The following is a 25,571-nucleotide window of genomic DNA, read 5'->3' as shown; positions in this document are numbered from 1 at the left end:
CCATGGCTGACACCCATGTCCTCTTCGTCGAGGACGACGACGTCATCCGCGAGGCCACCCAACTCGCGCTGGAACGCGACGGTTTCGTGGTCACCGCCATGCCCGACGGGCTCTCGGGTCTGGAGGCGTTCCGCGCCAATCGTCCCGATATCGCCCTGCTCGATGTGATGGTCCCCGGGCTCGACGGCGTCAGCCTCTGCCGGCGGATCCGCGACGAGTCCACCGTCCCCGTGATCATGTTGTCGGCGCGCGCCGACTCCATCGACGTGGTGCTCGGCCTGGAGGCCGGCGCCGACGACTACGTCACCAAGCCGTTCGACGGCGCGGTGCTGGTCGCCCGGATCCGCGCGGTGCTCCGCCGCTTCGGCCACGCCAGCGGGCCGGACCGCGCGGGCGCGGCCGCCGCGGAGGACGACGGCCTCACCGAGACCCTGCTGCGCTTCGGCGATCTGGAGGTCGACACCGAGGGCATGGAGGTCCGCAAGGGCGGCGAGACGGTGGCGCTGACGCCCACCGAGATGCGGCTGCTGCTGGAGTTCTCCACCGCGCCCAACACCGTCCTCTCCCGCGACCGGCTGCTGGAGCGGGTCTGGGACTACGGCTGGGGCGGCGACACCCGGGTCGTCGACGTCCACGTCCAGCGGCTGCGCGGCAAGATCGGCCAGGACCGGATCGAGACGGTCCGCGGCTTCGGATACAAGCTGAGAGGCTGACTCCGCAGGTGGTCAGGCTGGCCCTGCGAACGGGCCTGAGATGGAAACTCAGCGCCGCGATCGCGCTCGTGGGGGCGCTGGTCGCGGTGGCGTTGAGTCTTGTCGTGCACAACGCCGCGCGGGTCTCCATGCTCGACAACAGCCGCGATGTGCAGATCGAGCGGCTCAACTTCACGCAGAAGATCTACGAGTCCACCAACCGCCTCCAGTTCGGCGCGAAGATCGACGATCCGGCGCTGCCGAAGGCGCTCCGCAAGGAGGTCGCGGAGGGCGACCGGGCCACGTTCCTGGAGGACACCGGGCAGACCGCGCCCGAGGTGTGGGCCGCCTCGCCGCTCGGCAACGGGCGGGTGCTGTCGATCCACGACCGCTTCCCCGATCGTTTTCAGGTGCTGGACGACCTGGACCAGGCGCTGTTGATCGGCTCCACGGCGGTGGTCGTCGGCGGGTGCGCGCTGGGTGTGCTGGTCGGTGGACGGCTGTCGAAGCGGCTGCGGAAGGCCGCGGCGGCGGCCGGGAAGCTGGCGGACGGCGACACCTCGGTGCGGATTCGCGACGAGGTGGGCGGGGGTCGGGTCCGCGACGAGACGGACGATCTGGCGTGGGCGGTGGACGCCATGTCCGACGCGCTCCAGCAGCGCATCGAGGCGGAGCGGCGGGTGACCGCGGACATCGCGCACGAGTTGCGGACGCCGGTGACGGGGCTGTTGACGGCGGCCGAACTGCTGCCGCCGGGACGGCCGTCGGAGCTGGTGCGGGATCGGGCGCAGGCGATGCGGACGTTGGTCGAGGACGTGTTGGAGGTGGCGCGGCTCGACGGGCATGCCGAGCGGGCCGAGTTGCAGGACGTGGCGCTGGGCGAGTTCGTGTCGCGGCGGGTGCGGGCGTTGGATCCGGAGGTCGTGGTCGACATCCTGCGGGATGCCGAGGTGTCGACGGATCCGCGGCGGCTGGAGCGCATCCTGGGGAACCTGATCGCCAACGCGACGCGGCACGGCAAGCCGCCGATCGAGGTCACGGTGGAGGGCCGGGTCATCCGCGTGCGTGACCACGGGGTCGGGTTCCCGGAGGCGTTGCTGCGGGAGGGACCGAGTCGGTTCCGCACCGGGAGCAGCGATCGGGCCGGGGTCGGGCACGGGCTGGGGCTGACGATCGCGGTGGGGCAGGCTCGGGTGTTGGGGGCGCGGCTGACGTTCCGCAACGCGGACGAGCTGACGGACGGGTCTACGGGGGCGGTGTCGGTGCTGTGGCTGCCGGAGAACGCGCCCACGGCCACCGGGAGCTTTCCGGTGATCCAACTACCGGATCGCTGACGGTTGGTGGTCGGCTGCTGGTCGGTACGTGGCTGGTGGTCGGCTGGTGGTCGACTGCTGTCCGGTGGGGGCGGGCGCTTCGCTGCTTCTCGCCGTGGGTGGGGCCGGAGGGGCTGTCCCGGGGTACGTCCTCGGTGCGGGCGCCTCTGGTCAGTCAATTGAGGAATGCCCGGGGCTTTGCTCCAGATCCTGCGGGCGCACCCCGGGACATCCCCTCCGGCCTACGCCGTCGCCGACTTTCCCGCCACTTCGCACCAGACCGTCTTGCTCGCCTCCTCCTGCCGTACGCCCCACCGCAGCGCTACGGCGTCCAACAGCGCTATCCCGCGCCCGTGTTCGTCGTCCACGGCCGCCTGGAGGAGGACGGGCAGGGCGCGCGGATCTGGGTCTACCACTTCGATCCGCACCCGCCCGTCGACGGTCTGCGTTACGTGCACGCTAACGGGCGTGCCCTCCCCCACGTGCCGGATCACGTTCCCGACCAACTCGCTGACGCAGAGCTCCACTTCGCAGGACGCCGCCGCCCCGAGGTGCGCCCCTACGGCACGCCGTAGCAACGGGACCTCCTTCGGTACGGCGAGCAGGTGGACGGTCATCACCGCCCGGCCGCCTTGTGCAGCGCCTCGGTGAGCTGGCGAGCCGTCGCGACGTTGCAGTTGCCGAGCGCGACGAGCGGGGGTGGGTACCGCCCCGCGAACGACGGCAGATCGACGCCCAACGACGGCAACGTGATCCCGTTTTCCCGCAACGCCGCCTTGAGCCCCTCGGTGCATTCGTGCACGTCATCCATGGGCGTTCACCTTTCTGTGCGCATCGTGACGAACTGCTCACAGCGTGGCGTCGACGTCCGTACTTTGGAAGGGAATCGCGTTGCACCCACGCAACCCCGAAGTAGTGACGGTGAGTTATGCCTCCTCGGAAAGACCCTGACCCGTCGGCGAACGTCCAGAGCTTCTACGGCGCCGAGTTGCGCTACCGACGGGAGAAAGCGGGTCTCACCCTCGAACAGCTAGCGGAAGGTGCGTTCAGGGGCATCTCGCTGCTGAGTCAGATCGAACGCGGCGAGCGCGGCATGCCGATGGATCTGGCGATCCACGTCGACCAGAAGCTCAAGACCGATGGCTTCTTCGAGCGGCGTTGCGAAGACGCCGCCAAGGCCCGGCGGTCGGGGCATCCGGCTTACTTCGCGGAGATCCCCGATCTGGAGAAGCAGGCGACGACGATCGAGGAGTGGTCGCCGTTCGTTATCCCTGGCCTGCTTCAGACCGAGGCGTACATGCGGAAGCTCTTCAAGACGGCAAAGCCGTGGGGAGACCCCCAAGACGTCGAGGAGAAGGTCCGGGCACGGCTTGAGCGCGCTGAAATCTGGAAGCGCAAGGAACGCCCCTACTACTGGGCAATCCTCCGCGAGGACTTGATCCGCAGGCTTGTCCTCCCACCAGCTGAGCAAGCCGCACAACTGGAACACATCCTCGACCGGATCCGCTCGACACGGAGCGTCCTGCAAATCATCCCCGCATCGACCGCCTTCCACCCCCTGATGCACGGCGGCATGGCCAGCGTCATGACGTTCGCCGACGCACCACCACTCGTATGGACCGAGAGCGAATTCAGCGGCCAGTCAATCGACTTCCCGCCGCTCGTGACGGACTATCGGAGGTCGTACGATCTGCTGAGGGCCGCCGCACTGCCACCAGAGGCGTCCCTGGCCATGATCGAGGAAGCGGCAAGGGGCTACAACGATGAAGCGCAGCAACAGGATTGACCTGAGCACAGCCACCTGGCGCAAGAGCAGCTACAGCAACGGCGACGGCGCCAACTGCATCGAGATGTCGGACGCTCTCTCCAACCTCGTCCCCGTCCGGGACAGCAAAGACCCCCACGGGCCGGCGCTCGTGTTCCCCGCCGACCGCTGGTCGGCGTTCGTCGGAGCCGTCAAGAGCGGCCAACTAGCCGGCGCCTGAACGACGAACGGCCCCTGGGGCGCGTAACCACGCGCGCCCCAGGGGCCGTTCACGTAACGGACAGGCGTCAGACGGCCACCGGCTCCGACTGCGGTTCCGTCGCCTTCGGGGCGTCGGTGCTCGGGCCGCCCCGGAGCGGGACCTCCTTGAGGAACCACGCCGCGAGGAAGCCGATGACGCTGATCAACGCGCCCCAGAAGAAGACCTGGTGAGTGCCGGAGGACACCGCGTGGGCGTACGCGTCCTTCACTGCGGTCGGCAGGTGCGGGAGGGCCTTGGGGTCCATCTGGGCGCCGCCGGTGGTCATCTTCTCGCCGGCGACGGGGCCCAGCTTCTCGATCATCGTGGTCTTCACCTGGTTGGAGAAGACCGCGCCCATGATCGCGACGCCGAACGAGCCGCCGATGGTCCTGAACAGGGTGGCCGACGAGGAGCCGACGCCCATGTCCCGCATCTCGACGCTGTTCTGGGCGATCAGCATCGTGGTCTGCATCAGGAAGCCCATGCCGGCGCCGAGCACCGCCATGTAGAGGCCGGACGTGAAGCGCGTGGTGGTGGTGTCCATCAGGGACAGCAGCACCAGGCCCACGGTGATCAGACCGCCGCCGACCGTCACGAAGATCTTGTACTTGCCGGTCGTGGTGGTGACCCGGCCCGCGAAGAGCGAGACCGCCATCATCGACAGCAGCATCGGCAGCAGCAGGAGGCCCGAGTTGGTCGCCGAGGCGCCCTGGACGGACTGCTGGTACAGCGGCAGGAAGGTCATCGACCCGAACATCACGAAGCCGACCAGGAAGCCGATCACGGTGACGAGCGAGAAGTTGCCGTTGCGGAAGATGCGCAGCGGCAGGACCGGGTCGCTGACCTTGCGCTCGACGAGGACGAAGGCGACCAGGGCGACGACGGCCAGCGCGCCCAGGCCCACGATCTGCTTCGACAGCCAGTCGTACTGGGTGCCGCCCCAGGTGGTCAGCAGCACCAGCGAGGTGATGCCGATGGTCAGCAGGGCCGCGCCCGCGTAGTCGATGCGGGTCTGCGCGCGCTTCTTCGGCAGGTGCAGCACGGCGGTGATCATGACCAGGGCGATCGCGCCGAGCGGGAGGTTGATGTAGAAGCTCCAGCGCCAGCCGAGGTGGTCGGTGATGGTGCCGCCGACCAGCGGGCCGCCGATCATCGCGACGGCCATGACGCCGGCCATCATGCCCTGGTACTTGCCGCGTTCCCGCGGCGGGATCAGGTCGCCGATGATGGCCATGACGCCGACCATCAGACCGCCCGCGCCCAGGCCCTGCACGGCGCGGAAGCCGATCAACTGGCCCATGTCCTGCGCCATGCCGGAGAGCGCCGAGCCGATCAGGAAGATCACGATGGACGTCAGGAAGACGCCCTTCCGGCCGTACATGTCGCCCAACTTGCCCCAGATCGGGGTCGAGGCGGCGGTGGCCAGGGTGTAGGCGGTGACGACCCACGACAGGTGGGACAGGCCGCCCAGTTCACCGACGATCGTCGGCATCGCGGTGCCGACGATCATGTTGTCCAGCATCGCGAGCAACATCGCGATCATGAGTGCAAAGAGCACCATCCGGACGCTGGCCGGCTTTTTACCCGCCGCCTGGTCCGGTATCTCCCCCGTCGGGGTCGCTGTGCGCGACATCCCCATCACTTCCCCATCATTTCTTACTTACTTGCCGCCCGGCTAGTTTTGTACGGTGAGAAGGTAGAAGAGTCACTAGCCGGGCGTCAAGTAAGTTTCTTGCGCCGGGGGCGGGTAGATCCCTGACCAGCAGGGCAGCAGATGATTGCGGGGGAAGCGGGCCGCGTCCCGGCCCGGCCCCGCACCGACAACGCCGTCACGCAGGAGAACAGCATGAGCAGCGCATCGCCAACGCGCAGGGGGAACACCCGCCAGCGCATCCAGGACGTCGCCCTGGAGCTGTTCTCCGAACGCGGCTATGAGAAGACCTCGTTGCGGGAGATCGCCGAGCGGCTCGACGTCACCAAGGCGGCGCTCTACTACCACTTCAAGACCAAAGAGGACATCGTCCTCAGCCTCTTCGACGACCTGTGCCGGCCCATCGACGAGCTGATCGCCTGGGCGCGGGAGCAGCCGCGCACGCTGGAGACCAAGCAGGAGGTCATCCGGCGCTACCACGAGTCGCTGCGGTCCTCCGAGGACCTTTTCCGTTTCATGCAGGAAAACCAGGCCACGGTGCGGGAGTTGACGATCGGCCTGCGCTTCAAGGAGCAGATGCTGACCCTCTACGACCTGCTCAAGGAGAACGACGCCGAGCTGGTCGACCAGGTGCGCTGCCTCACGGCGCTGTTCACCATGCACGCGGGGATGTTCGCGATGCAGAACGTCGTGGGCGACCCCGAGGAGAAGCGCGAGGCCATCCTCAGGGTCGCCACGGAACTGGTCACGGCGGCAAACCCGCCGGGCCGCCGGCCAGCCTGACCGGACTCAGCTCAGACGGCAGCGCCGTGAGCCCGCAGGAATCCGGTCGGCTCGATGCCCGACCCGTAGTTGGGGCCGGTGCGGACCTCGAAGTGCAGGTGCGGGCCGGTGGAGTTGCCGGTGCTGCCGGACAGGCCGATCAGCTGGCCGGTCGACACCTGCTGGCCGACGTGGACGTTGATCTGCGACAGGTGCGCGTACTGGGTGTACATCCCGTTGGGGTGCTTGATCACGATCGCGTTGCCGTAGGCGGGACCGTCGCCGCCGCCGTTCGGACCGGCCTTGACGACCGTGCCCTTGTGGACGGCGTTGACCTTGGTGCCGGTCGGCACGACGAAGTCCTGACCGCTGTGCTTGTGCGACCAGTGGCTGCCGGCGATGCCGAACGGCTGGCCGATGGTGTAGCTCTCGACCGGCTTCACCCAGCCGTTGGCCTTCTTCGCGGCCTCTTCCTTGGCCTTCGCCGCGGCGGCCTTGGCGTCCGTGGCGGCCTTGCTCTGCGCCTCGGCCTGCGCGGCGACGGCCTTGCTGGTGCCGGCGGAGAGGTTCAGCAGCCCGCCGTCGGCGGCGACGGCGACACCGGCGCCCAGTGCGGCGGTCAGACCGGCACCCGCGGCCACGACGGCCACCCGGTTACGCAGCATGGACTTGGCGGTCTTCTTGGAATTGCGTATCGCGGCAAACTTCGACATGCGGGTTTTTCCTCCAGCGAGAAGTGAATGAGTTCTCCCGGCTGCGGACCGGGATCGCCATTCCTTGGTAACCCGCCTGCGCCCTGCCGCCAAGACCCGCTTTCTACTACTGGCGACGGCGGTGATCGGCCCCTTCGCGGGGAGTCACGCTAACGACACTTGACGCCCCTTACACCCCCGACCACCTGCGCCTTTACCGAGCAAGTGACCGGCTCACGACCGCCCCACAATTCCCCTACTCCGGCTAGTAGGGGGTGAATTCATGTGCCCCATGTCACAGGATTCGACCGCCTTTAAGTGACCCGGGTTACACGCCACCCAAGGTCAATGTGACCCGCGTTACGGGAATTACTGTGACCCGCGTTACCCAATTCCGCGCCACCCGCCGCCGCGAAATACGAAAACGCCTGACCGGGCCCCGCCGGCCCCTCTAACCTGATCCGGTCAACACCACGGTCAGCACCGGCCAGGGGGAGGGCGGAGAAGCTCATGGACCCGTCAGCACTGGGCGCCCGGCTCGCGTCCGGCGTCGTCGCACCGCTCGTGAAGAAGCTCTTCGTCCAGGAGGGGCCGGGCGCCGGCGTCGTGGACGCCCCGGTCCGCGTCTCCGCCCTCGTCTCCTTCAAGGGGGAGCGGCGCACCCTCACCGAGCGGGACCTCCACAAGGTGGCGAGCGAGCTGGTGCGGCGCGCCGTCCGCTCCGCCCCGCCCGGTGAGCGGCCCCTGCCCGAGGGCGACGAGCCCGCGGTCGCCGCCGCCCTGGCCACCACCCTCGGCGCGCTCGGCACCCTCACCATGGACGACGTCCAGGCCGTCCACCTCGGCCCCACCGCCCTCGCCGACGCGCTACGCGCCGGCGCCCCTCAGGCGACCCGCGACCTCTCCCGGGACGCCGAACTCCTCCACCACGCCCTGCTCACCACTGCCTGCCTGCACGTCATCCACTTCTTCACCCAGCGCTCCACCTTCATCGCCCGCACCCTCGTACAACAGAGCCGCACCCTGGACACCCTGGTCACGAAGATCGACGACTTCCTCGACCGGCACCCGTCCCCACGCACCGCCGACCTCGCCTTCAAGCGGACCTACCTCGCCCATCTCGCCCGCAAGCACGGCCGCCTCACCATCTACGGCATCGACCTGCACAACTCCCCGGACCGCTGGCCCCTGGACGCCGCCTACATGAGCCTGGCGGCCACCGGCCCGAGCCGCGAGGAGCACCCCTTCGAGGACCTGCCGCCCCGCGCGCCGCTCCCCGCCGACCAGGCCCTCGCCGGCCGCGACCGGGTGCTGCTGCGCGGCGTCGCCGGCTCCGGCAAGAGCACCCTCGTCCAGTGGCTGGCCGTCTCCTGCACCAAACCCCTCGCCGCGACCTCCCTCCCCCACCTCTACGGCCGCATCCCCTTCGTCCTCCCGTTACGCACCCTCACCCGCGCCGGCACCCCTCTGCCCACCCCGGACCGCTTCCTCTCCGCCGTCGGCTGCCCGGTCTCCGGCGCCCAACCCGACGGCTGGGCCCACCGCATCCTCACCTCCGGCCGCGCCCTCCTCCTCGTCGACGGCCTCGACGAGGTCCCCGAACGCGAACGCGAGGCCACCCGCCACTGGCTCCGCGACCTCCTCGACGCCTTCCCCACCGACAACCGCTGGCTGGTCACCACCCGCCCCTCCGCGGTCCGCGACGACTGGCTCACCCCGGACGGCTTCGCCGAACTGACCCTCTCCCCCATGAGCCGCGACGAGGTCGCCGCCTTCATCACCCGCTGGCACCGCGCCGCCACCCCCGCATCCGAGGCCCCCGACCATCTCGCCGCCTACGAGGAGTCCCTCCGCACCGCCGTCCGCACCAAGCCCGACCTCGGCCGCCTCGCCACCAACCCCCTGATGTGCGGCCTGATCTGCGCCCTCCACCGCGACCGCCGCGGCTACCTCCCGCACGGCCGCAAGGAGCTCTACGACGCCGCCCTGAGCATGCTGCTCTCCCGCCGCGACCGGGAACGCGACATGCGGGGCCCGGACGGCATCGAGCTCCCCGACGAGCCCCAGATCCAGCTCCTCCAGCGCCTCGCCTACTGGCTGATCCGCAACGGCCGCACCGAACTCGACCGCGACCGCGCCGAGCAGGTCCTCGCCGACGCCCTCCCCGCCGTCCCCGCCGCCGCCTCCCAGGGCCCGGCCCCGACCGTCTTCCGCCACCTCCTCCTCCGCCAACCCACCCCCGACACCGTCGACTTCATCCACCGCACCTTCCAGGACTACCTGGGCGCCAAGGCGGCGGTGGAGACGGGCGACTTCGGCCTACTCGTCCAACACGCCACGGACTCCCAATGGGAGGACGTCATCCGCATGGCAGTCGGCCACGCCCGCCCCCGCGAACGCGCCGACCTCCTGCGGGAGTTACTAGCCAAGAACGAACTCCGCACGGACCTACTCGCCATGGCATGCCTGGAACAGGCAACGGAGATCGACCCGAAGGTGCGGGAGGAGGTCCATGCGCGGGCGGGCGCCATCCTGCCACCGCGCACCCACGAGGAATCAAAGATGCTCAGTGAAGCGGGGCCCCTCGTCCTGGAGTTGCTGCCCGGCCCTGACGGCCTGGAAGACGACGAAGGCCGAGAGGTGATCACCACCGCCGCGACCATCGGCACCGACGCCGCATTGGCGTACATCAGGCGCTTCCGGAGCCACCCTTCCTTCAACGTCCGCGCCCAACTCGGCAATCACTGGGCGAAATTCGACACTGATCAGTTCGCGAATGAAGTCATCCAACATCTCGACGCCGACGTGGACGTCACCGTCTCTTCCCTCGCCGAACTGCACGCCCTAGCTTCCCTAGGCGGCCGTCCCCGGACGACCGTCAACGGGACGTTCACCGCCGAAGAACTCCTCGACAGCCTCCACCCCCATCAAGTCACGCGTCTCTCGCTGATCAACAACCCAGTCATCAGCGACCTGACCTTTCTCCGAGGCTTCCCGGCCCTGAAGTCGCTGTCGTTTCAGGGTTGCCCGGCCGTCGAATCCGTCGCCCCGCTCACCGGCCTGCCCCTGCGCCATCTCGGAATCAGCGGGACCGCCTCCAGCGGGGTACCCACCCCACGGGCTCTCGACCGCCTGGATCGACTAGAAAGTCTGACGCACTACGCCCCGCTCCCGCCGGAGGACCTCGACGCCTTGCCCTCCGATGCCCCGCTGACCCACCTCGCCCTCGGTGAGCGGATTCCTTCCGGCCTCACCCGCCTCGCCGCCTGGCCGCACCTGGAATCTCTCCAACTACGGCAGCTCCTGGGCGATTCCGCGCCGGCCCAGTGGCAGGCGCTCTCCCGCCTCGGCAGCTTGGAGGACCTTTCCTTCGGCCTGGCGGAAGGAGAATGCTCCCTCCGCATCCCCCAGGGCTTCCGCCTACCCCAGGTAAAAACCCTCAGCCTCATCAATACGGGACGGCGCCCCGTCACGGAATTCGGCGAGCTACTGCCCGCTGCCCTCCCGGCCTTCCCCGGTACCCACACACTCCGCCTCTACGGCCTAGTCGGCGGCACCCTCGACCTTTCGCCCATCGAGTCCCTCCCCGCTCTCCAGAAGCTCCACCTCTCCCACCTCACCCCCTCCCCCACCTACACGCCCCCACCCCACATCAACCTCACCCTCTTCCCCCGCCCCCGCCCCCGCCCCCGCCCCCGCACATAAGCCGAGGCCTGACAGTCGCGGCCCCAACACAAAACCGCCCCGGGACCGTTGAACGGTCCCGGGGCGGCTGACGTGTCAGCAAGCCAGCTCGCTTAGGCGTCCTTGCTCAGGTTGGGCCCGGACCCACCCGTCGCCGACTCCACCGGAGGAGCGCTCGGCACGGCCGACTTCTCCTCACCGCGGAAGGTGAACTTGGCGGACTCGCCCTCGCCCTCCACGTCGACGACCACGATGTGGCCCGGACGCAGCTCGCTGAAGAGGATCTTCTCCGAGAGGGCGTCCTCGATCTCGCGCTGGATCGTGCGACGCAGCGGACGCGCGCCGAGCACCGGGTCGTAACCCCGCTTGGCCAGCAGCGACTTGGCCTCGCTGCTGAGCTCGATGCCCATGTCGCGGTCCTTCAGACGCTCATCCACCTTGGCGATCATCAGGTCGACGATCTGGATGATGTCTTCCTCGGTGAGCTGGTGGAAGACCACCGTGTCGTCGACACGGTTGAGGAACTCGGGCCGGAAGTGCTGCTTGAGCTCCTCGTTGACCTTGGCCTTCATCCGCTCGTAGCCGGTCTTGACGTCGCCCTGGGCGGCGAAGCCCAGGTTGAAGCCCTTGGAGATGTCCCGGGTGCCGAGGTTGGTGGTCATGATGATGACCGTGTTCTTGAAGTCCACGACCCGGCCCTGGGAGTCGGTCAGTCGACCGTCCTCCAGGATCTGCAGCAGCGAGTTGAAGATGTCCGGGTGGGCCTTCTCGACCTCGTCGAAGAGGACGACCGAGAACGGCTTGCGGCGCACCTTCTCGGTGAGCTGGCCGCCCTCCTCGTAACCGACGTAGCCGGGAGGCGAACCGAACAGCCGCGAGACGGTGTGCTTCTCGCTGAACTCCGACATGTCGAGGGAGATCAGCGCGTCCTCGTCGCCGAACAGGAACTCCGCCAGCGTCTTGGAGAGTTCGGTCTTACCGACACCGGACGGGCCGGCGAAGATGAACGAACCACCGGGACGCTTCGGGTCCTTCAGGCCGGCACGCGTACGACGGATCGCCTGCGAGAGCGCCTTGATGGCGTCCTTCTGGCCGATGACGCGCTTGTGCAGCTCGTCTTCCATCCGCAGGAGCCGGCTGGACTCCTCCTCGGTGAGCTTGAAGACCGGGATGCCCGTCGCCGTGGCCAGGACCTCGGCGATCAGCTCCTCGTCGACCTCGGCGACGACGTCCATGTCGCCGGCCTTCCACTCCTTCTCCCGCTTCGCCTTCGCGGCCAGGAGCTGCTTCTCCTTGTCGCGCAGGCCGGCGGCCATCTCGAAGTCCTGCGAGTCGATCGCGGACTCCTTCTCGCGGCGCACGTCGGCGATCTTCTCGTCGAACTCGCGCAGGTCCGGCGGCGCGGTCATCCGACGGATCCGCATCCGGGAACCGGCCTCGTCGATCAGGTCGATCGCCTTGTCCGGCAGGAAGCGGTCGGAGATGTAGCGGTCGGCCAGGGTGGCCGCGGCGACCAGCGCGGCGTCCGTGATGGACACCCGGTGGTGCGCCTCGTAGCGGTCCCGCAGACCCTTGAGGATCTCGATGGTGTGCGGCAGCGACGGCTCGGCGACCTGGATCGGCTGGAAACGGCGCTCCAGGGCCGCGTCCTTCTCCAGGTGCTTGCGGTACTCGTCCAGCGTCGTCGCACCGATGGTCTGCAGCTCACCGCGCGCCAGCATGGGCTTGAGGATGCTGGCCGCGTCGATCGCGCCCTCGGCGGCGCCCGCGCCGACCAGGGTGTGCAGCTCGTCGATGAACAGGATGATGTCGCCGCGGGTGCGGATCTCCTTGAGCACCTTCTTCAGGCGCTCCTCGAAGTCACCGCGGTACCGGGAGCCGGCGACCAGCGCGCCCAGGTCGAGGGTGTAGAGGTGCTTGTCCTTGAGGGTCTCGGGCACCTCGCCCTTGACGATGGCCTGCGCCAGGCCCTCGACGACCGCCGTCTTGCCGACGCCGGGCTCGCCGATGAGGACCGGGTTGTTCTTGGTGCGGCGGGACAGCACCTGCATGACCCGCTCGATTTCCTTCTCGCGCCCGATGACCGGGTCGAGCTTGGTCTCCCGGGCGGCCTGCGTGAGGTTGCGGCCGAACTGGTCCAGGACGAGGGAGGTCGAGGGCGTGCCCTCGGCGGGGCCGCCCGCGGTGGCGGCCTCCTTGCCCTGGTAGCCGGAGAGCAGCTGGATGACCTGCTGCCGCACTCGGTTCAGGTCGGCGCCCAGCTTCACGAGGACCTGGGCGGCGACGCCCTCGCCCTCGCGGATCAGACCGAGCAGGATGTGCTCGGTGCCGATGTAGTTGTGGCCGAGCTGGAGGGCCTCGCGGAGCGACAGCTCCAGGACCTTCTTGGCACGGGGAGTGAAGGGGATGTGGCCGGACGGGGCCTGCTGGCCCTGACCGATGATCTCCTCCACCTGCTGGCGGACCGCCTCGAGCGAAATGCCGAGGCTCTCCAGGGCCTTAGCGGCGACACCCTCACCCTCGTGGATCAGACCCAGGAGGATGTGTTCGGTGCCGATGTAGTTGTGGTTGAGCATCCGGGCTTCTTCCTGAGCCAGGACGACAACCCGCCGCGCACGGTCGGTGAACCTCTCGAACATCGTTAATCGCTCCTCAGAGCGGTCAGGCAGTTAGGGGTCGGTCCCCTCCCTGTCCTTCCGCATGCTAGTCCCGCAGGGCGGGACAGCTCATTCCAACTGCCGACACCCGTCCGGATCACCCCGCTCCGACGGGGAAATTTACTGCCGAACAGCTGACACCTGCTCCAACTCGATGGTGCGAGACGATGTTCCCGCAGGCCAGGCATATACGCATGCCGCCACTACGCCCGTGGCGAACGCGCCCCTCGCCGACACACCATCCACCGCCACCCAAGGACGGCGTCGAACTGCTCGCAGTGCCGGTCACAGCGTCTCTACCCACCGAGACTTTCTTACCCGCCCGCACTGACACTCCATGCGGCGCGGGCCTTTTCCCTCCGCTACGGGCGAACACCTCCACACCCCGGAACGCGCCCGCACTCCCACCGGCAATACACGGAATGCATCACTCCGCACACCGAACGTAACCTTCCCGATGGTCGGGAGTTGCACCGGACATGGCCCGCGCGCTCCCGCGACCCCGCTGCCCCCTCGCCACCGTCCGCCGGTGGTACGAGGAGGAACTGGGCTGGCCGACCACCGGAACCGAGCCGGTCCAGCTGCTCACGGGGCTGCGCTTCGACGTCCTGGAGATGCCCGCCGACGCGGGGCACGCCGTGCTGCGACGGATGCCGCACACCGGCCCGGTCGCACTGCTGCGGCCCGAACGGGGCGGGAAGCAGGCGGAGGATCGGCCGAAACTGCTCATGCTCATCGCGGCCGGCGGCGCGGAGGAACTCCCGGGAATCCTGGAGTGGCTGGAGTGGGGCACGCTCGCGGCGGACCTCACGGCACGCGGGGCCGGGGGGCGGATGCCCGCGCCGGCGATCCCCTCCGAGGGCCGCGCGTCAGGCGGCTGCGGCACTCGGGAGGCCGCGGGATGGGTGCGGCCTCCCCAGCCTGGATACGAGGCGGAGAATTCCCTGCCCACCACGGGGATCGGGACAGGAATCGGGGACGGTGGGGGCGCCCCCGACCTCGTACGGCTCGTGAGCGCGGCAGCAACGGAGTGCCACCGGGCCCGGTTGGTACGTGCTCGTAATGGCCAATCGGATCGCGCGTGCGGCGCTCAGCCGTTGGCCTTCTCGAATGCCTCGCGAATGTCGGCGGGGACACGGCCACGGTCATTGACGTTGTAGCCGTTCTCCTTCGCCCAGGCGCGGATCTTCGCGGTGTCCGGGGAGCCGGCGGAAGCCGCCCGGGCCTTGCCGCGACCGGCGGAACGGCCACCGGTCTTGCGGCCAGCCCTCACGAAGTCGGCCAGCGACTCGCGCAGCTTGTCCGCGTTGGCGTCGGAGAGGTCGATCTCGTAGGACTTACCGTCGAGAGCGAACGTCACGGTCTCGTTGGCCTCGCCACCGTCGAGGTCGTCGACAAGAAGAACCTGAACCTTCTGTGCCACCAGGTTTCCCTTTCATCGAATGCGGATTACGACGGAAAGCAAACCGCTTTTCCGGGAAAAACACAAACCCTTGGGTAGGGTTCACTTGCCCACAGAGCGGGGAACGCATGCTTCCGTAGGCATGAGATAGGGGAGCGATTCGGACATAGAACACTGATCACAGGTGCAGAAGCATGCGACTGTTGCCCAGGGTGTTGGGCTTCACTCGTTCGAGGCCCAGGAACTCCGCTACGCCCTCGTCATAGGAACGCAGCAGTTCGCTGTACACATCCCCGTCTACGGGAGTCTCGCCGATCTCCACGAAGCCGTGCTTGGCGAAGAAGTCGACTTCGAAGGTGAGGCAAAAAATTCGCCGCACTCCGAGCCACCGCGCCGTGGCCACCAACTTGGCCAGGACCTGGTGCCCGACCCCGGATCCGCGCAGCGCCGGGTCCACCGCCAGGGTCCGGACCTCCGCGAGGTCTTCCCACATGACGTGCAGTGCGCCGCAGCCGACCACTTCGGCGTCTTCGTCCCGCTCGGCCACCCAGAACTCCTGGATGTCCTCGTAAAGCGTGACGGTGGCTTTGTCGAGCAGGATCCCGTCGCACGAGTAGGCGTCGATGAGGCGACGCACGGTGGGTACATCGCTGGTCCGGGCACGACGGACGGTGATCCCATTTGAATGCGCTGACATGCCCGGACGCTATCGCCCCTTGCCGCCGGCACCCGCTCCGGGTTCATCTCCTTCGCCGGCCGGCGCTTCATCCGCGGCTCGCGACTGTTCTTCCGCGGCCTGTTCCCCGGCCCCTTCCCGGGCCGTCACCTGTTCTTCCGCCGCTTCGGCCGGATCGTCGACCTGCACCATCCGTACGGCATCGCGGAGGGCTTGCCGTTGTTCCGGCGACATCATGCCGAAGAAGGCCACTAGTGCGGCCGCGGGGTTGTCACTGGCGGACCACGCTTCGTTCATCAGTGCGGCCGAGTACGCGGCGCGAGTGGAGACCGCCTCATATCGATAGGCGCGACCTTCCGCTTCGCGGCGGACCCAGCCCTTCTGATGAAGGTTGTCCAATACGGTCATGACCGTCGTGTAGGCGATCGACCGTTCCTTCTGGAGATCCTCCAGAACTTCTCGAACGGTGACCGGACGGTTCCACTCCCAGACCCGCGTCATGACCGCGTCTTCCAGATCACCCAAGCGTCTCGGCACACAAGAAGAATAGTGGGAGATGTCGCGAATGCCGGTTGATCTCGTTGCGTTTGGTCCGGAAAAAGGAAGTACGGCCCGGGACACTCAATCCCGGGCCGTACTGAGCGGGCGGGCCGCCCGAAAAGGCGACGGTTCAGGCGCCGAACGCCTTGGGCTCCTGCCCGGCGGCCTCGGCGCGGGCGTACGCCGCGTCGACGGCCGCGTCCTCCTTCGACTTGTTCTGACCGCCCTGACTCTTGACGATCGTGACGATCAGGCAGGTGAAGGCGACTGCCATCACTACGGGCGGGAGCAGCGCGGCGACGTAATCCATGGCATGGGCCTCCTTATAAGGCGTAAGCCCGCGACAGTACCCAGCCAGGGTACGCAGCACTCAGGCGGTGCGGGTCTCCGGGGGCGGTGCGGGCTTCCGACGGGGCGGGAACACCTCACCCGGCGTCGGGATGGGCCGGTCGGGACGCGGCGCCTTGGGGCGCGGCGCCGGCTTGGGCGGCTCCCTGCGGGGCTCCCGACCCGGCTCCCGTTGAGGGTCCCGCTTGGGGTCCGCCTCGGCGTCCGATCCGGCGTCCGACCCGCCCGCCGGTGCGGTCCCGGCGGGGCGCGGACGCCCGCCGGTCCGACCGCCTGACAGGGCGTCCGGGGAGGCGCCTGAGCGTCCGCCTGGCAGCGCGCGCAGGCGCGTCCGTACGGATTGTTCGGCCAGTCGCTCGCAGTGCCGCAGCAGGGCGCTGCGGCGCTTGCGTTCGGTCTCGGCGGCGGGCTGGGCGAGCAGCGAGCGCAGCGCGGCGAGGTCGTCGGGGCCGGGGACGTGGCCGGCCCCGAGCGCCTCCCGGAGCCGCGTGAGGTAGCCGGCGGCGGCACCGGGCAGGGCGTCGCGGTAGCGGGCGAGGTCGGCGAGCAGGAAGGCGCGCAGGCGGGCGCCTTCACGGACCGCCTCGTCCACCGCCTCGGCCAACCGGAGGTATTCCTGGACGTCCTGCGAGCGGTCCGCGCCGAGGAGGTCCAGGGGCACGGCGGGGGAGCTCGGCTGGAGGGCATGGGCGAGGGCGCGACGGAGCACACGCAGCTCATCGGCGCCGAAGGCCATGCCGCCGCGGGATCCGTATGGCAGTGGCATGGGGCGACTTTACGACTGAATCGGACAAAAGCCGCTTAATTCACGTGCGGTGGCGCGGCCGCGGGGCACGCGTCACACGGGCGCGCCAGTACGGAACCGGCGCCGCCCCTTCTCCGCGTCGCCCGGTTACAGCCGTCCGACGTTGCGCTCGTAGACCAGCCGCAGCCCGATGAGGGTCAGCCAGGGCTCGTGCTCGTCGATCACCGAGGACTCGCCGAGCACCATCGGGGCCAGGCCGCCGGTGGCGATCACCGTCACGTCGTCGGGGTCTTCGGCCAGCTCCCGGGCCATCCGCTGGACCACGCCGTCCACCTGGCCGGCGAAGCCGTAGAGGATGCCGGACTGCATCGCCTCGACGGTGTTCTTCCCGATCACGCTGCGCGGGCGGGCCAGTTCGATCTTGCGGAGTTGGGCGCCCTTGACGCCCAGCGCGTCCACGGAGATCTCGATGCCCGGGGCGATCACCCCGCCCACGTACTCCCCGCGGGCGCTCACCGCGTCGAAGGTGGTCGCGGTGCCGAAGTCGACGACGACGGCCGGGCCGCCGTACAGCTCCACGGCGGCCAGCGCGTTGATGATCCGGTCCGCGCCGACCTCCTTGGGGTTGTCCATGAGGATCGGCACGCCCGTCTTGACGCCCGGCTCCACCAGGACGGCCGGCACGTCCCCGTAGTAGCGGCGGGTCACCTCGCGCAGCTCATGGAGCACCGAGGGGACCGTGGAGCAGATGGAGATGCCCTCGATGTTGTCGCCCAGGTCCTCCCCGAGCAACGGGTGCATGCCCATCAACCCCTGGAGGAGCACGGCCAGTTCGTCGGCGGTGCGGCGGGCGTCGGTGGAGATCCGCCAGTGCTCGACGATCTCGTCGCCGTCGAACAGGCCGAGAACGGTATGGGTGTTGCCCACGTCGATGGTCAGCAACATGGCGATCAGCGGCTTTCGTCGTCGTGCCGGCCGGCGTCCGGGGCGCCGGTCAGGTCGTCGCCCTCGCGCAGGTCCAGGCCGATGTCGAGGACCTTGGCGGAGTGGGTGAGCGCCCCCACGGCCAGGTAGTCGACGCCGGTCTCCGCATAGGAGCGGGCGTTGTCCAGGGTGAGGCGGCCGGAGGACTCCAGGACCGCGCGGCCGGCGACCAACTCCACGGCCTGGCGGGTCTGTTCCGGGGTGAAGTTGTCCAGCAGGATCAGGTCGGCGCCCTCGGCCAGGATCGGCGGGATCTGGTCGAGCCGGTCGACCTCCACCTCGATGGGCACCCCGGGGAACTCGTTCCGCACGGCCGTGAACGCCTCCGCGACGCCGCCGGCCGCCACCACGTGGTTGTCCTTGATGAGCGCCGCGTCCGACAGCGACATCCGGTGGTTGACGCCCCCGCCGCAGCGCACCGCGAACTTCTCCAGGGCGCGCAGGCCCGGCGTCGTCTTACGGGTGTCGCGGACCTTGGCCTTGGTGCCTTCGAGGGCGTCCGCCCAGGAGCGGGTCAGGGTGGCGATGCCGGACAGCCGGCCCAGGAGGTTGAGCGCGCTGCGCTCGGCGGTGAGCAGGTCGCGGGTCCGGGTGGTGACGGACAGCAGCTTCTGGCCGGCCACCACCCGCTCGCCGTCCTCGACGTGCCGCTCGACCGCGAACTCCTCGGTGCAGACGATGGACAGCACCGCCTCGGCGACCCGCAGGCCGGCGACGGTGCCGTCCTGCCGGGCCGTGAAGTCCCCGGTGGCGACGGCGTCTTCGGGGACGGTCGCCACGGTGGTGACGTCCACGCCCTGGTCGAGGTCCTCCTCGATGGCCAGGTGCGCGATGTCCTCCACCTGAACGGGGTCCAGGCCGCCGGCCACCAGGAGCGCGGCCAGGTCGGGGTCGAGCCCACAGGTCAGCGGGTCCAGCTCGTAGGCGTCGTCGCCGGCGGCGCACCCGCAGGCGTCGCCGCAGCCCCCGGTGGGGGCGGCATCGGGCCGGCCGATCTGGAGGAGGGGGAGGTCGTCGGGGGTGCTGCTCACGGGGTGCGCTCCGTATCGGGGAGGGGTTCGGGCTTGAAGGGGCGGGTCAAACGGTCGGCGGGAAACCGGCGGTCTCGGTCGTCCGGAGGCTGAGGGTGCGGTCGCTACCGAGGACGATGCGGAAGTGCCGGCGCCAGGAGGCATCGTCGCGGTCCGGGTGGTCCTCGCGCCAATGGCAGCCGCGGGTCTCCTCCCTGAGCCGCGCGGCGGCGACCAGGACGCGGGCGACGCACAGCAGGTTGGTGGCCTCCCACGCCTCCACGCCCGGCTCGGGGGCCTTGGCGGCGGGCACCGGGGCAGCGGTCGCCTCGGCGGCCTCCCGGCTGAGGTGGTCCAGATCGTCGGCCGCCGTGGCGAGGCTGGTGGCGCTGCGCAGCACACCGGCGCCGGCGGTCATGATCCGTTGGACGGCGGGGCGGGCCTCGGGCGCCAGGAGGGGCAGCGGGGCGCGGGTCTCCACGGGGGCGGGCGCCGGGGCGGCCGTCCCGTTGGCGGCGATGTCCGCGGCGATCCGCTCCGCGAACACCAGCCCCTCCAAAAGGGAGTTGGAGGCCAGCCGGTTCGCGCCGTGCACGCCCGTGCAGGCCACCTCGCCGCACGCGTACAGGCCGGGGACGGTGGTCCGGCCGTGCAGGTCGGTGCGGACGCCGCCGGACGCGTAGTGGGCCGCGGGGGCGACCGGGATCGGCGCGGTGACCGGGTCGATGCCGTGTCCGCGGCAGGCGGCCAGGATGGTCGGGAAGCGGTGCTCCCACATGTCCGCGCCGAAGTGGCGCGCGTCCAGGTACATGTGCTCGACGCCCTGCTCCTGGGAGCGGCGCATGATCGCCTTGGCCACGATGTCGCGCGGGGCCAGCTCGGCGAGCTCGTGCTGCCCGACCATGAAGCGGGTGCCGTCCCCGTCGACCAGGTGGGCGCCCTCGCCCCGTACGGCCTCGGAGATCAGCGGCTGTTGGCCCTCCGCCTCCGGCCCCAGGTAGAGCACGGTCGGGTGGAACTGCACGAACTCCAGGTCCGACACCTCGGCGCCGGCGCGCAGCGCCAGCGCCACCCCGTCCCCGGTGGAGACCGCCGGGTTGGTGGTCGCGGAGAACACCTGGCCCATGCCCCCGGTGGCGAGCACCACCGCCGGGGCGTGCACGGCGCCGACGCCGTCGTGCTGGCCCTCCCCCATGACGTGCAGGGTGACGCCGGCCGTGCGGCCCTCGGCGTCCGCGAGGAGGTCCAGGACCAGCGCGTTCTCGATGGTGCGCAGTCCCGCGGCGCGCACCGCGGACACCAGCGCGCGGGAGATCTCCGCGCCGGTCGCGTCGCCGCCAGCGTGCGCGATCCGACGGCGGTGGTGGCCGCCCTCCCTGGTGAGCGCGATCTCCTCGCTCCCGGGGGCGGTGTCGAAACAGGCGCCCGCCGCGATCAGCCGGTGGACGGCGTCCGGGCCCTCGGTCACCAGGGCCCGCACGGCCTCCTCGTCGCACAGGCCGGCGCCCGCGACGAGGGTGTCGGCCAGATGCTGCTCGGGGCTGTCGCCGTCCCCCAGGGCCGCGGCGATCCCGCCCTGTGCCCAACGGGTCGAGCCGTCGTCCAGCCGGGCCTTGGTGACGACGACGGTCCGGCGGCCGGCGGCGGCGCAGCGCAGCGCGGCGGTCAGTCCGGCGACCCCGGAGCCCACGACGACGACGTCCGCCGTGATGGACCATCCGGGAGCGGGGGCGGTGAGGCGTATGCCGGTGGGGCCGGCGGCGGTTCCGGTAGCGGTCATCGGGTCGCTCCGAGGGGGCCTGGGGGTGGGGTGGACTTCCTGGAGTTCCGGGAGGGCTCCCGCGCCGTCCCGGATGCGGGCTTCCCGTGGGAGCCGGTGTGCCGCCCCTGGACGGTGGTCGGATGCGGGGCCCCACTTGCGGGGAACACGAGCCGGATGTTGTCGATGAGCCGGGTGGTGCCCACCCTGGCGGCCACCGCGAGGATCGCCTCGCCCTCGAACCCGTCCGGCACCTCGGTGAAGTCCCGGGGGTCGATCAGCGCCAGGTAGTCCAGGCCGAGCGGCGGGTCCAGTTGGGCGGCGTCCTCCAGGACCGCACGGGCCGCGGTGCGGGCCACGGACGGGCCATGCGGCGGCCCGGCGGCGGCGTAGGCGACGGCGTGCGCGTCGGCGGCCGCCCGGTCCTCGCCGAGGGCCGCCAGCGCCGCGGAGCGGTCCTGGACGGGGTGCCCGGCGGAGGCGGCACGGGCGCGCAGCGCCTCTTCCGCGGTGAGCCGGTCGCGGGCCGCGAAGAGCGCCGCGGACAGCGCGAGCGCGGTGCGCCGCTCCGGCCCGGACAGATAGCGGTTGCGGCTGGATCGGGCCAGCCCGTCGGCCTCCCGGACCGTGGGGACGCCGACGATCTCGACGGGGAAGTTCAGGTCGGCGGCCATCCGTCTGATCACGGCGAGCTGTTGGGCGTCCTTCTCGCCGAAGAACGCCAGGTCCGGCGCGGTCAGATGGAGCAGCTTGGCGACGACGGTGAGCACCCCGTCGAAGTGCCCGGGACGGCTGGCGCCCTCCAGGACGGTCCCCATGGGGCCGGCGGAAATACGGACCTGCGGTTCGCCGCCCGGATAGACCTCGTCGGCGGACGGCGCGAAGACGGCGTCGGCGCCCGCCCGGGAGGCCAGCACCACGTCCTCGTCCAGGGTCCGCGGGTAGCGGTCGAGGTCCTCGCCCGCCCCGAACTGGAGCGGGTTGACGAACACCGTGACCACGACCTGGCCCTGCGGGCCGACCCGCTCCCGGGCCGCCCGGACCAGGGCGGCGTGCCCGTCGTGCAGCGCACCCATGGTCATGACGACGGCCCGCGCACCGTCGTGGCGGGGCAGCACGCGCAGTTCCGCGGCGGTGCGCACGAGTTGGGGGCCCGACGTCGGGCTGACGGGCGAGGAGGTCATGAGTCGCCTCTGTGGGAACCGGGGTCGGGGGTCTCGGAATCGGGAGGAGCGGGGCGGGCCGAACCGGGGTCACTGGTGGGCCCGTTGGGGCGGCGGTGGTCGCCTTCGGGGCGGTCGCCGGGGTTGGTGGGCCGGTGGTCGTCGACGGCGGTGGGCCCGTTGCTGGCGTCTGCTGGCCGGTCGGGGGGCGCGGACTGCTCGTCGTCCTGGTTGCCGTGATGTTCCTCGGCCCGGTCGTCGTCGCGGTCGTCTTCGGTGCCCTCATCGCGGTCGCCATTGGGACCGGCCGACGACGTTCGCTCACCCTCCGAGGGCGCTCCCGCCCCCGTGGACGCGTCCGGGGTCGGGCCCGCGAGCGCGTCCAACAGCTCCGCGGCCAGCTCCGGCTTGAGCAGTCCGTGCGACAGTGCCCGGTCGGCCGTCATACGGGCCATGGCCAGATAGCCGGCGACGGCCTGCGGGGCGTGCCGGCGCAACTCCGCCACATGGGCCGCCACGGTCCCGGCGTCCCCACGGGCGACCGGGCCCGTCAGGGCCGCGTCACCGGACCGCAGCGCGTTGTCCAGGGCCGCGCCGAGCAGCGGGCCGAGCATCCGGTCCGGGGCCCGCACGCCGGCCTTCGTCAGCAGCTCCATGGCCTGCGTCACCAGCGTGACCAGGTAGTTCGCGCCGATGGCGAGCGCCGCGTGGTACAGCGGACGGGCGGATTCCGCGATCCACTCGGGCTCCCCGCCCATCTCGATGACCAGCGCCTCGGCGGCCATCCGCAGCTCCTCGGGGGCGGTCACCCCGAACGGGCAGCCGGCCAGCCGCTGCACGTCCACGGACGTCCCGGTGAACGTCATGGCCGGGTGCAGCGCCAAGGGCAGCGCCCCGGCCCGGGTCGCCGGGTCCAACACCGCCGTCCCGTAACGCCCGGAGGTGTGCACCAGCAACTGGCCCGGCCGCACGGCACCGGTCTCGGCGAGACCTCTCACCAGGTCGGCCAGGGCGTCATCGGGGACGGTCAACAACACGAGGTCCGCACGGGCGAGCACCTCGGCCGGGGCGACCAACGGGACGTCGGGCAGCAGCTCGGCGGCGCGCCGCACGGAGGCGTCGGAGACCCCCGAGACGGCGACCGGACGGTGCCCGGCGAGCTGTAGCGACGCGGCGAGCGCGGGCCCGACTCGGCCTGCTCCGACGACTCCGACGGTGAGCCGAGCGGGCCGGTCCTGGGCCTCTAGGGACGGGTTTGGGTTCACGCGGCGATGGCCTTCCGTTCCAGTCCGCGAGGGGTACCGGACGATTCGTCGCCATGCTACGCGAGTGCCTCCCGCCGCCCTGAGAGTCGTACGGAGGGTGAGACGAGGGTCTCGGAGGGCGTGACCGCGCGGGCCTCGACACAGAACCGGAACCCCCTGCACCGCGCCGGTTCGCGCTCCGCTCCGCGCCGGTTCGCGCCGGTTCGCAGAGTTATCCACAGCCCTCGCGGCGGCGCGGGTGGCTGCGCAATGATCGGTCCGAGACCCCGCGCGGAGGGCGCGGGGCGAAGCGGAGGCGGGGGCCATGAGCGAGAGCGGGAAGTACGGGACTGAGGACGGGAAGCACACGACCGAGGGAAGCGGGCCGGAGGTCGCCGCGGGCGGCGGCCGCTCGGGGGACGTGCCGGACGGCCGGGAGCGGCGGTTCGCCGCATATCGCGGCTCGGTGCGGACGCTGTCCGGCGTCCGCCCACCGGAGACGCTCGGCGAGCGCCTGGCCCGCCTGGTGGCCGACGCCCCTGCCGTCTACGACCTCGACGACTGGCTCGACTTCTACGGCAACGACGACGGCATCGTGGGCGAACTGGAGCGCCGCACCGCCGATGCCCTGGGCACCGAGGCCGCCGCGTTTTTCCCGACCGGCACCATGGCGCAGCAGGTGGCGCTGCGCTGTTGGGCGGGCCGCACGGGAAACGCGACGGTCGCCGGCCACCCGCTGTCCCACATGGAGGTGCACGAGCGCGACGCGTACGCCGCGGTCAGCGGGCTGCGCATGGTGCATCCGACAAGCGCCCCGCGCCTCCCGACGGCCGCCGAGGTCTACGACCTCCAGGAGCCGTTCGGCACCCTCGCCCTCGAACTCCCGCTGCGCGACGCCGGATACGTCCTCCCCGGCTGGGAGGAGCTGACGTCGACGGTGTCCGCCGCGCGGGACCGGGATGCGGTGGTGCACTTCGACGGCGCCCGCCTGTGGGAGTGCGGCCCGCACCTCGGCAGATCGCTCCCGGAGATCGCCGCCCTCGCGGACAGCGTCTACGTCTCCTTCTACAAGTCGCTGGGCGGCACAGCGGGCGCCGCCCTGGCGGGCGCCGAGGAGTTCGTCGAGGAGGCCCGCGCCTGGCGGCACCGCTACGGCGGCCAGGTGTTCCAGCAGTGGCCGACCGTGCTCGCCGCCCTGGCCGGGCTGGATCACGAACTGCCCAGGCTGCCCTCGTACGTGGCCCACGCCAAGCTGGTCGCCCGGGCACTGCGGGAGGGGCTGGCGGAGGCCGGTGTGCCGTGGTTCCGGGTGCACCCGGAGGAGCCGCACACCCATGAGTTCCAGGTGTGGCTGCCCCATCCGCCGGAGGCCCTGGACGAGGCCGCCACCCGGCAGGCGGAGGAGACCCGGACCACCCTGTTCCGCAAGTGGTTCGAGCCGGGCCCGACCGCCCCGCCGGGTATGGCGATGACGGAGGTGACGGTTGCCTCCCCCGCCCTGGAGTGGACGGCGGAGGAGATACGCACGGCGGTGGGCAAGTTCGTCCGGCGCATCGAGGGGTGACGGCGGCGGGGTGACGAGGACGGCCGGGTGGCAGTGACGGCCGCGCGCGACGAGGGCGCGGCGGCGCGTGGGCGCTGCGGCTCAGGAAGGGGGTGAGGCAAGGGGGTTGTGGCGCCGAGGAGCTTCGGCCGGCTGGGGCTGCGGGCCGCAGCACGGTGGCTGGACGACGGAGGAACGGCGGCTGCGGGGAAGCCGGTCCATGGCACAGCGCCACGACGCTGTGGCCTGCTCCCGCCTGACCCGCTCTCGTCTGAACCCGCGCTCGTCTGACCCACGCCCAGCCTCGCCGCCCCTTGGGCCAATTCCGGTGCCGGCACGAGCCGTTCGTACGGTGCACGCCTATCCGGTTCGTGCCTATCCGGTCGGCACCCGCCCGATCCACCTGGCCGGTCGCGGCTGCACGGTCCGTGCCTGCTCGATCCGTGCCGGTGTGGCCCGCACCTCCGCGATCCGTGCCAGCGTGGCCCGCGCGTGAAGTCCGTGGCCATGTGGTCCGTGCCAGCGTGGCCCGCACGCGCACGCGGTGCCGCTGTGGCCCGCGCCCAGCTCATCCGTACCCACGTGATCAGCCCAGAGGAAAGCAACGCCGAGGAGAAGGAGGCCGAGGAAAACAACGCCAAGGAGAACGGAACTGAGGAAGCCGAGGAAGCCGAGGAAGCCGAGGAGAACGGAATGAGGA

At 70.5% G+C, this 25,571-nt stretch carries 22 protein-coding genes and 1 pseudogene; 8 read left to right on the top strand and 15 right to left on the bottom strand.

The window, feature by feature from the left end:
* Positions 1–2: 2 nt before the first annotated feature.
* Both cseB and cseC read left to right on the top strand, forming a co-directional pair.
* Complete coding sequence (gene cseB / locus ACIQU6_RS21960) at positions 3–713, top strand: two-component system response regulator CseB (protein ID WP_403483334.1); 711 nt, start codon at positions 3–5, stop codon at positions 711–713.
* 8 nt (positions 714–721) lie between these two features.
* Positions 722–2,026: a two-component system sensor histidine kinase CseC gene (gene cseC / locus ACIQU6_RS21955; protein ID WP_403483333.1), complete on the top strand. Its 1,305-nt coding sequence runs from the start codon at positions 722–724 to the stop codon at positions 2,024–2,026.
* A gap of 221 nt (positions 2,027–2,247) precedes the next feature.
* On the opposite strand, the gene ACIQU6_RS21950 is transcribed toward cseC, so the two are convergent.
* Complete coding sequence (locus tag ACIQU6_RS21950) at positions 2,248–2,622, bottom strand: ATP-binding protein (RefSeq protein ID WP_403483332.1); 375 nt, start codon at positions 2,620–2,622, stop codon at positions 2,248–2,250.
* On the bottom strand, positions 2,622–2,816 hold the full coding sequence (locus ACIQU6_RS21945) for a hypothetical protein (RefSeq protein WP_403483331.1): 195 nt from the start codon (positions 2,814–2,816) through the stop codon (positions 2,622–2,624). The genes ACIQU6_RS21950 and ACIQU6_RS21945 overlap by 1 nt, the downstream gene beginning before the upstream one ends.
* 117 nt (positions 2,817–2,933) lie before the next feature.
* On the opposite strand from ACIQU6_RS21945, the gene ACIQU6_RS21940 reads away from it, so the two are divergent.
* Both ACIQU6_RS21940 and ACIQU6_RS21935 read left to right on the top strand, forming a co-directional pair.
* Entirely contained in the window at positions 2,934–3,791 is an 858-nt protein-coding gene (locus ACIQU6_RS21940) for a helix-turn-helix domain-containing protein (RefSeq protein ID WP_403483330.1), read from the top strand.
* Positions 3,769–3,990, top strand: a complete 222-nt coding sequence (locus ACIQU6_RS21935) for a DUF397 domain-containing protein (RefSeq protein WP_403483329.1) — start codon at positions 3,769–3,771, stop codon at positions 3,988–3,990. The genes ACIQU6_RS21940 and ACIQU6_RS21935 overlap by 23 nt, the downstream gene beginning before the upstream one ends.
* Positions 3,991–4,057: 67 nt before the next feature.
* Here ACIQU6_RS21935 and ACIQU6_RS21930 read toward each other — a convergent pair whose 3' ends face one another.
* Positions 4,058–5,650, bottom strand: coding sequence for an MDR family MFS transporter (locus ACIQU6_RS21930; protein WP_403483328.1), 1,593 nt, complete (start codon positions 5,648–5,650; stop codon positions 4,058–4,060).
* A gap of 207 nt (positions 5,651–5,857) precedes the next feature.
* Here ACIQU6_RS21930 and ACIQU6_RS21925 point away from each other — a divergent pair, with 207 nt between their 5' ends.
* On the top strand, positions 5,858–6,445 hold the full coding sequence (locus tag ACIQU6_RS21925; RefSeq protein WP_403483327.1) for a TetR/AcrR family transcriptional regulator: 588 nt from the start codon (positions 5,858–5,860) through the stop codon (positions 6,443–6,445).
* 11 nt (positions 6,446–6,456) lie between these two features.
* On the opposite strand, the gene ACIQU6_RS21920 is transcribed toward ACIQU6_RS21925, so the two are convergent.
* Positions 6,457–7,137 (bottom strand): M23 family metallopeptidase, encoded by a 681-nt coding sequence (locus ACIQU6_RS21920; RefSeq protein WP_403483326.1) that lies wholly within the window; start codon positions 7,135–7,137, stop codon positions 6,457–6,459.
* 489 nt (positions 7,138–7,626) lie between these two features.
* Here ACIQU6_RS21920 and ACIQU6_RS21915 point away from each other — a divergent pair, with 489 nt between their 5' ends.
* The gene (locus ACIQU6_RS21915; RefSeq protein WP_403483325.1) at positions 7,627–10,821 is read left to right on the top strand and encodes an NACHT domain-containing protein; all 3,195 of its coding nucleotides are present in this window, start codon (positions 7,627–7,629) and stop codon (positions 10,819–10,821) included.
* 92 nt (positions 10,822–10,913) lie between these two features.
* On the opposite strand, the gene ACIQU6_RS21910 is transcribed toward ACIQU6_RS21915, so the two are convergent.
* The gene (locus ACIQU6_RS21910) at positions 10,914–13,439 is read right to left on the bottom strand and encodes an ATP-dependent Clp protease ATP-binding subunit (protein ID WP_403483324.1); all 2,526 of its coding nucleotides are present in this window, start codon (positions 13,437–13,439) and stop codon (positions 10,914–10,916) included.
* Between the two features lie 497 nt (positions 13,440–13,936).
* Between ACIQU6_RS21910 and ACIQU6_RS21905 the strand changes: the two genes are divergently transcribed.
* Complete coding sequence (locus tag ACIQU6_RS21905; RefSeq protein WP_403483323.1) at positions 13,937–14,617, top strand: SCO3374 family protein; 681 nt, start codon at positions 13,937–13,939, stop codon at positions 14,615–14,617.
* Here the strand turns inward: ACIQU6_RS21905 and ACIQU6_RS21900 are convergent.
* The 10 genes and pseudogenes from ACIQU6_RS21900 to ACIQU6_RS21855 all read right to left on the bottom strand — a co-directional run.
* On the bottom strand, positions 14,548–14,880 hold the full coding sequence (locus tag ACIQU6_RS21900) for an Lsr2 family protein (RefSeq protein WP_403483322.1): 333 nt from the start codon (positions 14,878–14,880) through the stop codon (positions 14,548–14,550). The genes ACIQU6_RS21905 and ACIQU6_RS21900 overlap by 70 nt on opposite strands.
* A gap of 157 nt (positions 14,881–15,037) precedes the next feature.
* Complete coding sequence (locus ACIQU6_RS21895; protein ID WP_403483321.1) at positions 15,038–15,556, bottom strand: amino-acid N-acetyltransferase; 519 nt, start codon at positions 15,554–15,556, stop codon at positions 15,038–15,040.
* Positions 15,557–15,565: 9 nt separating this feature from the next.
* The gene (locus ACIQU6_RS21890; RefSeq protein WP_403483360.1) at positions 15,566–16,036 is read right to left on the bottom strand and encodes a BlaI/MecI/CopY family transcriptional regulator; all 471 of its coding nucleotides are present in this window, start codon (positions 16,034–16,036) and stop codon (positions 15,566–15,568) included.
* A 169-nt stretch (positions 16,037–16,205) separates the two neighbouring features.
* The gene (locus tag ACIQU6_RS21885; protein ID WP_274914185.1) at positions 16,206–16,385 is read right to left on the bottom strand and encodes a hypothetical protein; all 180 of its coding nucleotides are present in this window, start codon (positions 16,383–16,385) and stop codon (positions 16,206–16,208) included.
* 60 nt (positions 16,386–16,445) lie between these two features.
* Entirely contained in the window at positions 16,446–17,159 is a 714-nt protein-coding gene (locus tag ACIQU6_RS21880) for a hypothetical protein (protein ID WP_403483359.1), read from the bottom strand.
* A 156-nt stretch (positions 17,160–17,315) separates the two neighbouring features.
* On the bottom strand, positions 17,316–18,113 hold the full coding sequence (locus ACIQU6_RS21875) for a type III pantothenate kinase (RefSeq protein ID WP_274914186.1): 798 nt from the start codon (positions 18,111–18,113) through the stop codon (positions 17,316–17,318).
* 5 nt (positions 18,114–18,118) lie between these two features.
* Positions 18,119–19,183: a carboxylating nicotinate-nucleotide diphosphorylase gene (gene nadC, locus ACIQU6_RS21870; protein ID WP_403483320.1), complete on the bottom strand. Its 1,065-nt coding sequence runs from the start codon at positions 19,181–19,183 to the stop codon at positions 18,119–18,121.
* Positions 19,184–19,229: 46 nt separating this feature from the next.
* Positions 19,230–20,942 carry an L-aspartate oxidase gene (locus tag ACIQU6_RS21865; protein WP_403483319.1) on the bottom strand — a complete coding sequence of 571 codons (1,713 nt, stop codon included), beginning with the start codon at positions 20,940–20,942 and terminating at the stop codon, positions 19,230–19,232.
* Positions 20,939–22,105: a pantoate--beta-alanine ligase gene (panC, locus tag ACIQU6_RS21860; protein ID WP_403483318.1), complete on the bottom strand. Its 1,167-nt coding sequence runs from the start codon at positions 22,103–22,105 to the stop codon at positions 20,939–20,941. The genes ACIQU6_RS21865 and panC overlap by 4 nt, the downstream gene beginning before the upstream one ends.
* A gap of 257 nt (positions 22,106–22,362) precedes the next feature.
* Positions 22,363–23,349, bottom strand: a pseudogene (locus ACIQU6_RS21855) (Rossmann-like and DUF2520 domain-containing protein); the annotation flags it as partial.
* Between the two features lie 304 nt (positions 23,350–23,653).
* Between ACIQU6_RS21855 and ACIQU6_RS21850 the strand changes: the two are divergent.
* Positions 23,654–24,892: a threonine aldolase family protein gene (locus ACIQU6_RS21850; RefSeq protein WP_403483317.1), complete on the top strand. Its 1,239-nt coding sequence runs from the start codon at positions 23,654–23,656 to the stop codon at positions 24,890–24,892.
* The last annotated feature ends 679 nt before the right edge of the window (positions 24,893–25,571 follow it).

Origin of the sequence: Streptomyces sp. NPDC090442, assembly GCF_044769405.1 — a bacterium.
GTDB lineage: Bacteria > Actinomycetota > Actinomycetes > Streptomycetales > Streptomycetaceae > Streptomyces.
Note: the sequence above shows the minus strand (reverse complement) of the source record. Positions and strands in the feature narration are given on the sequence as shown.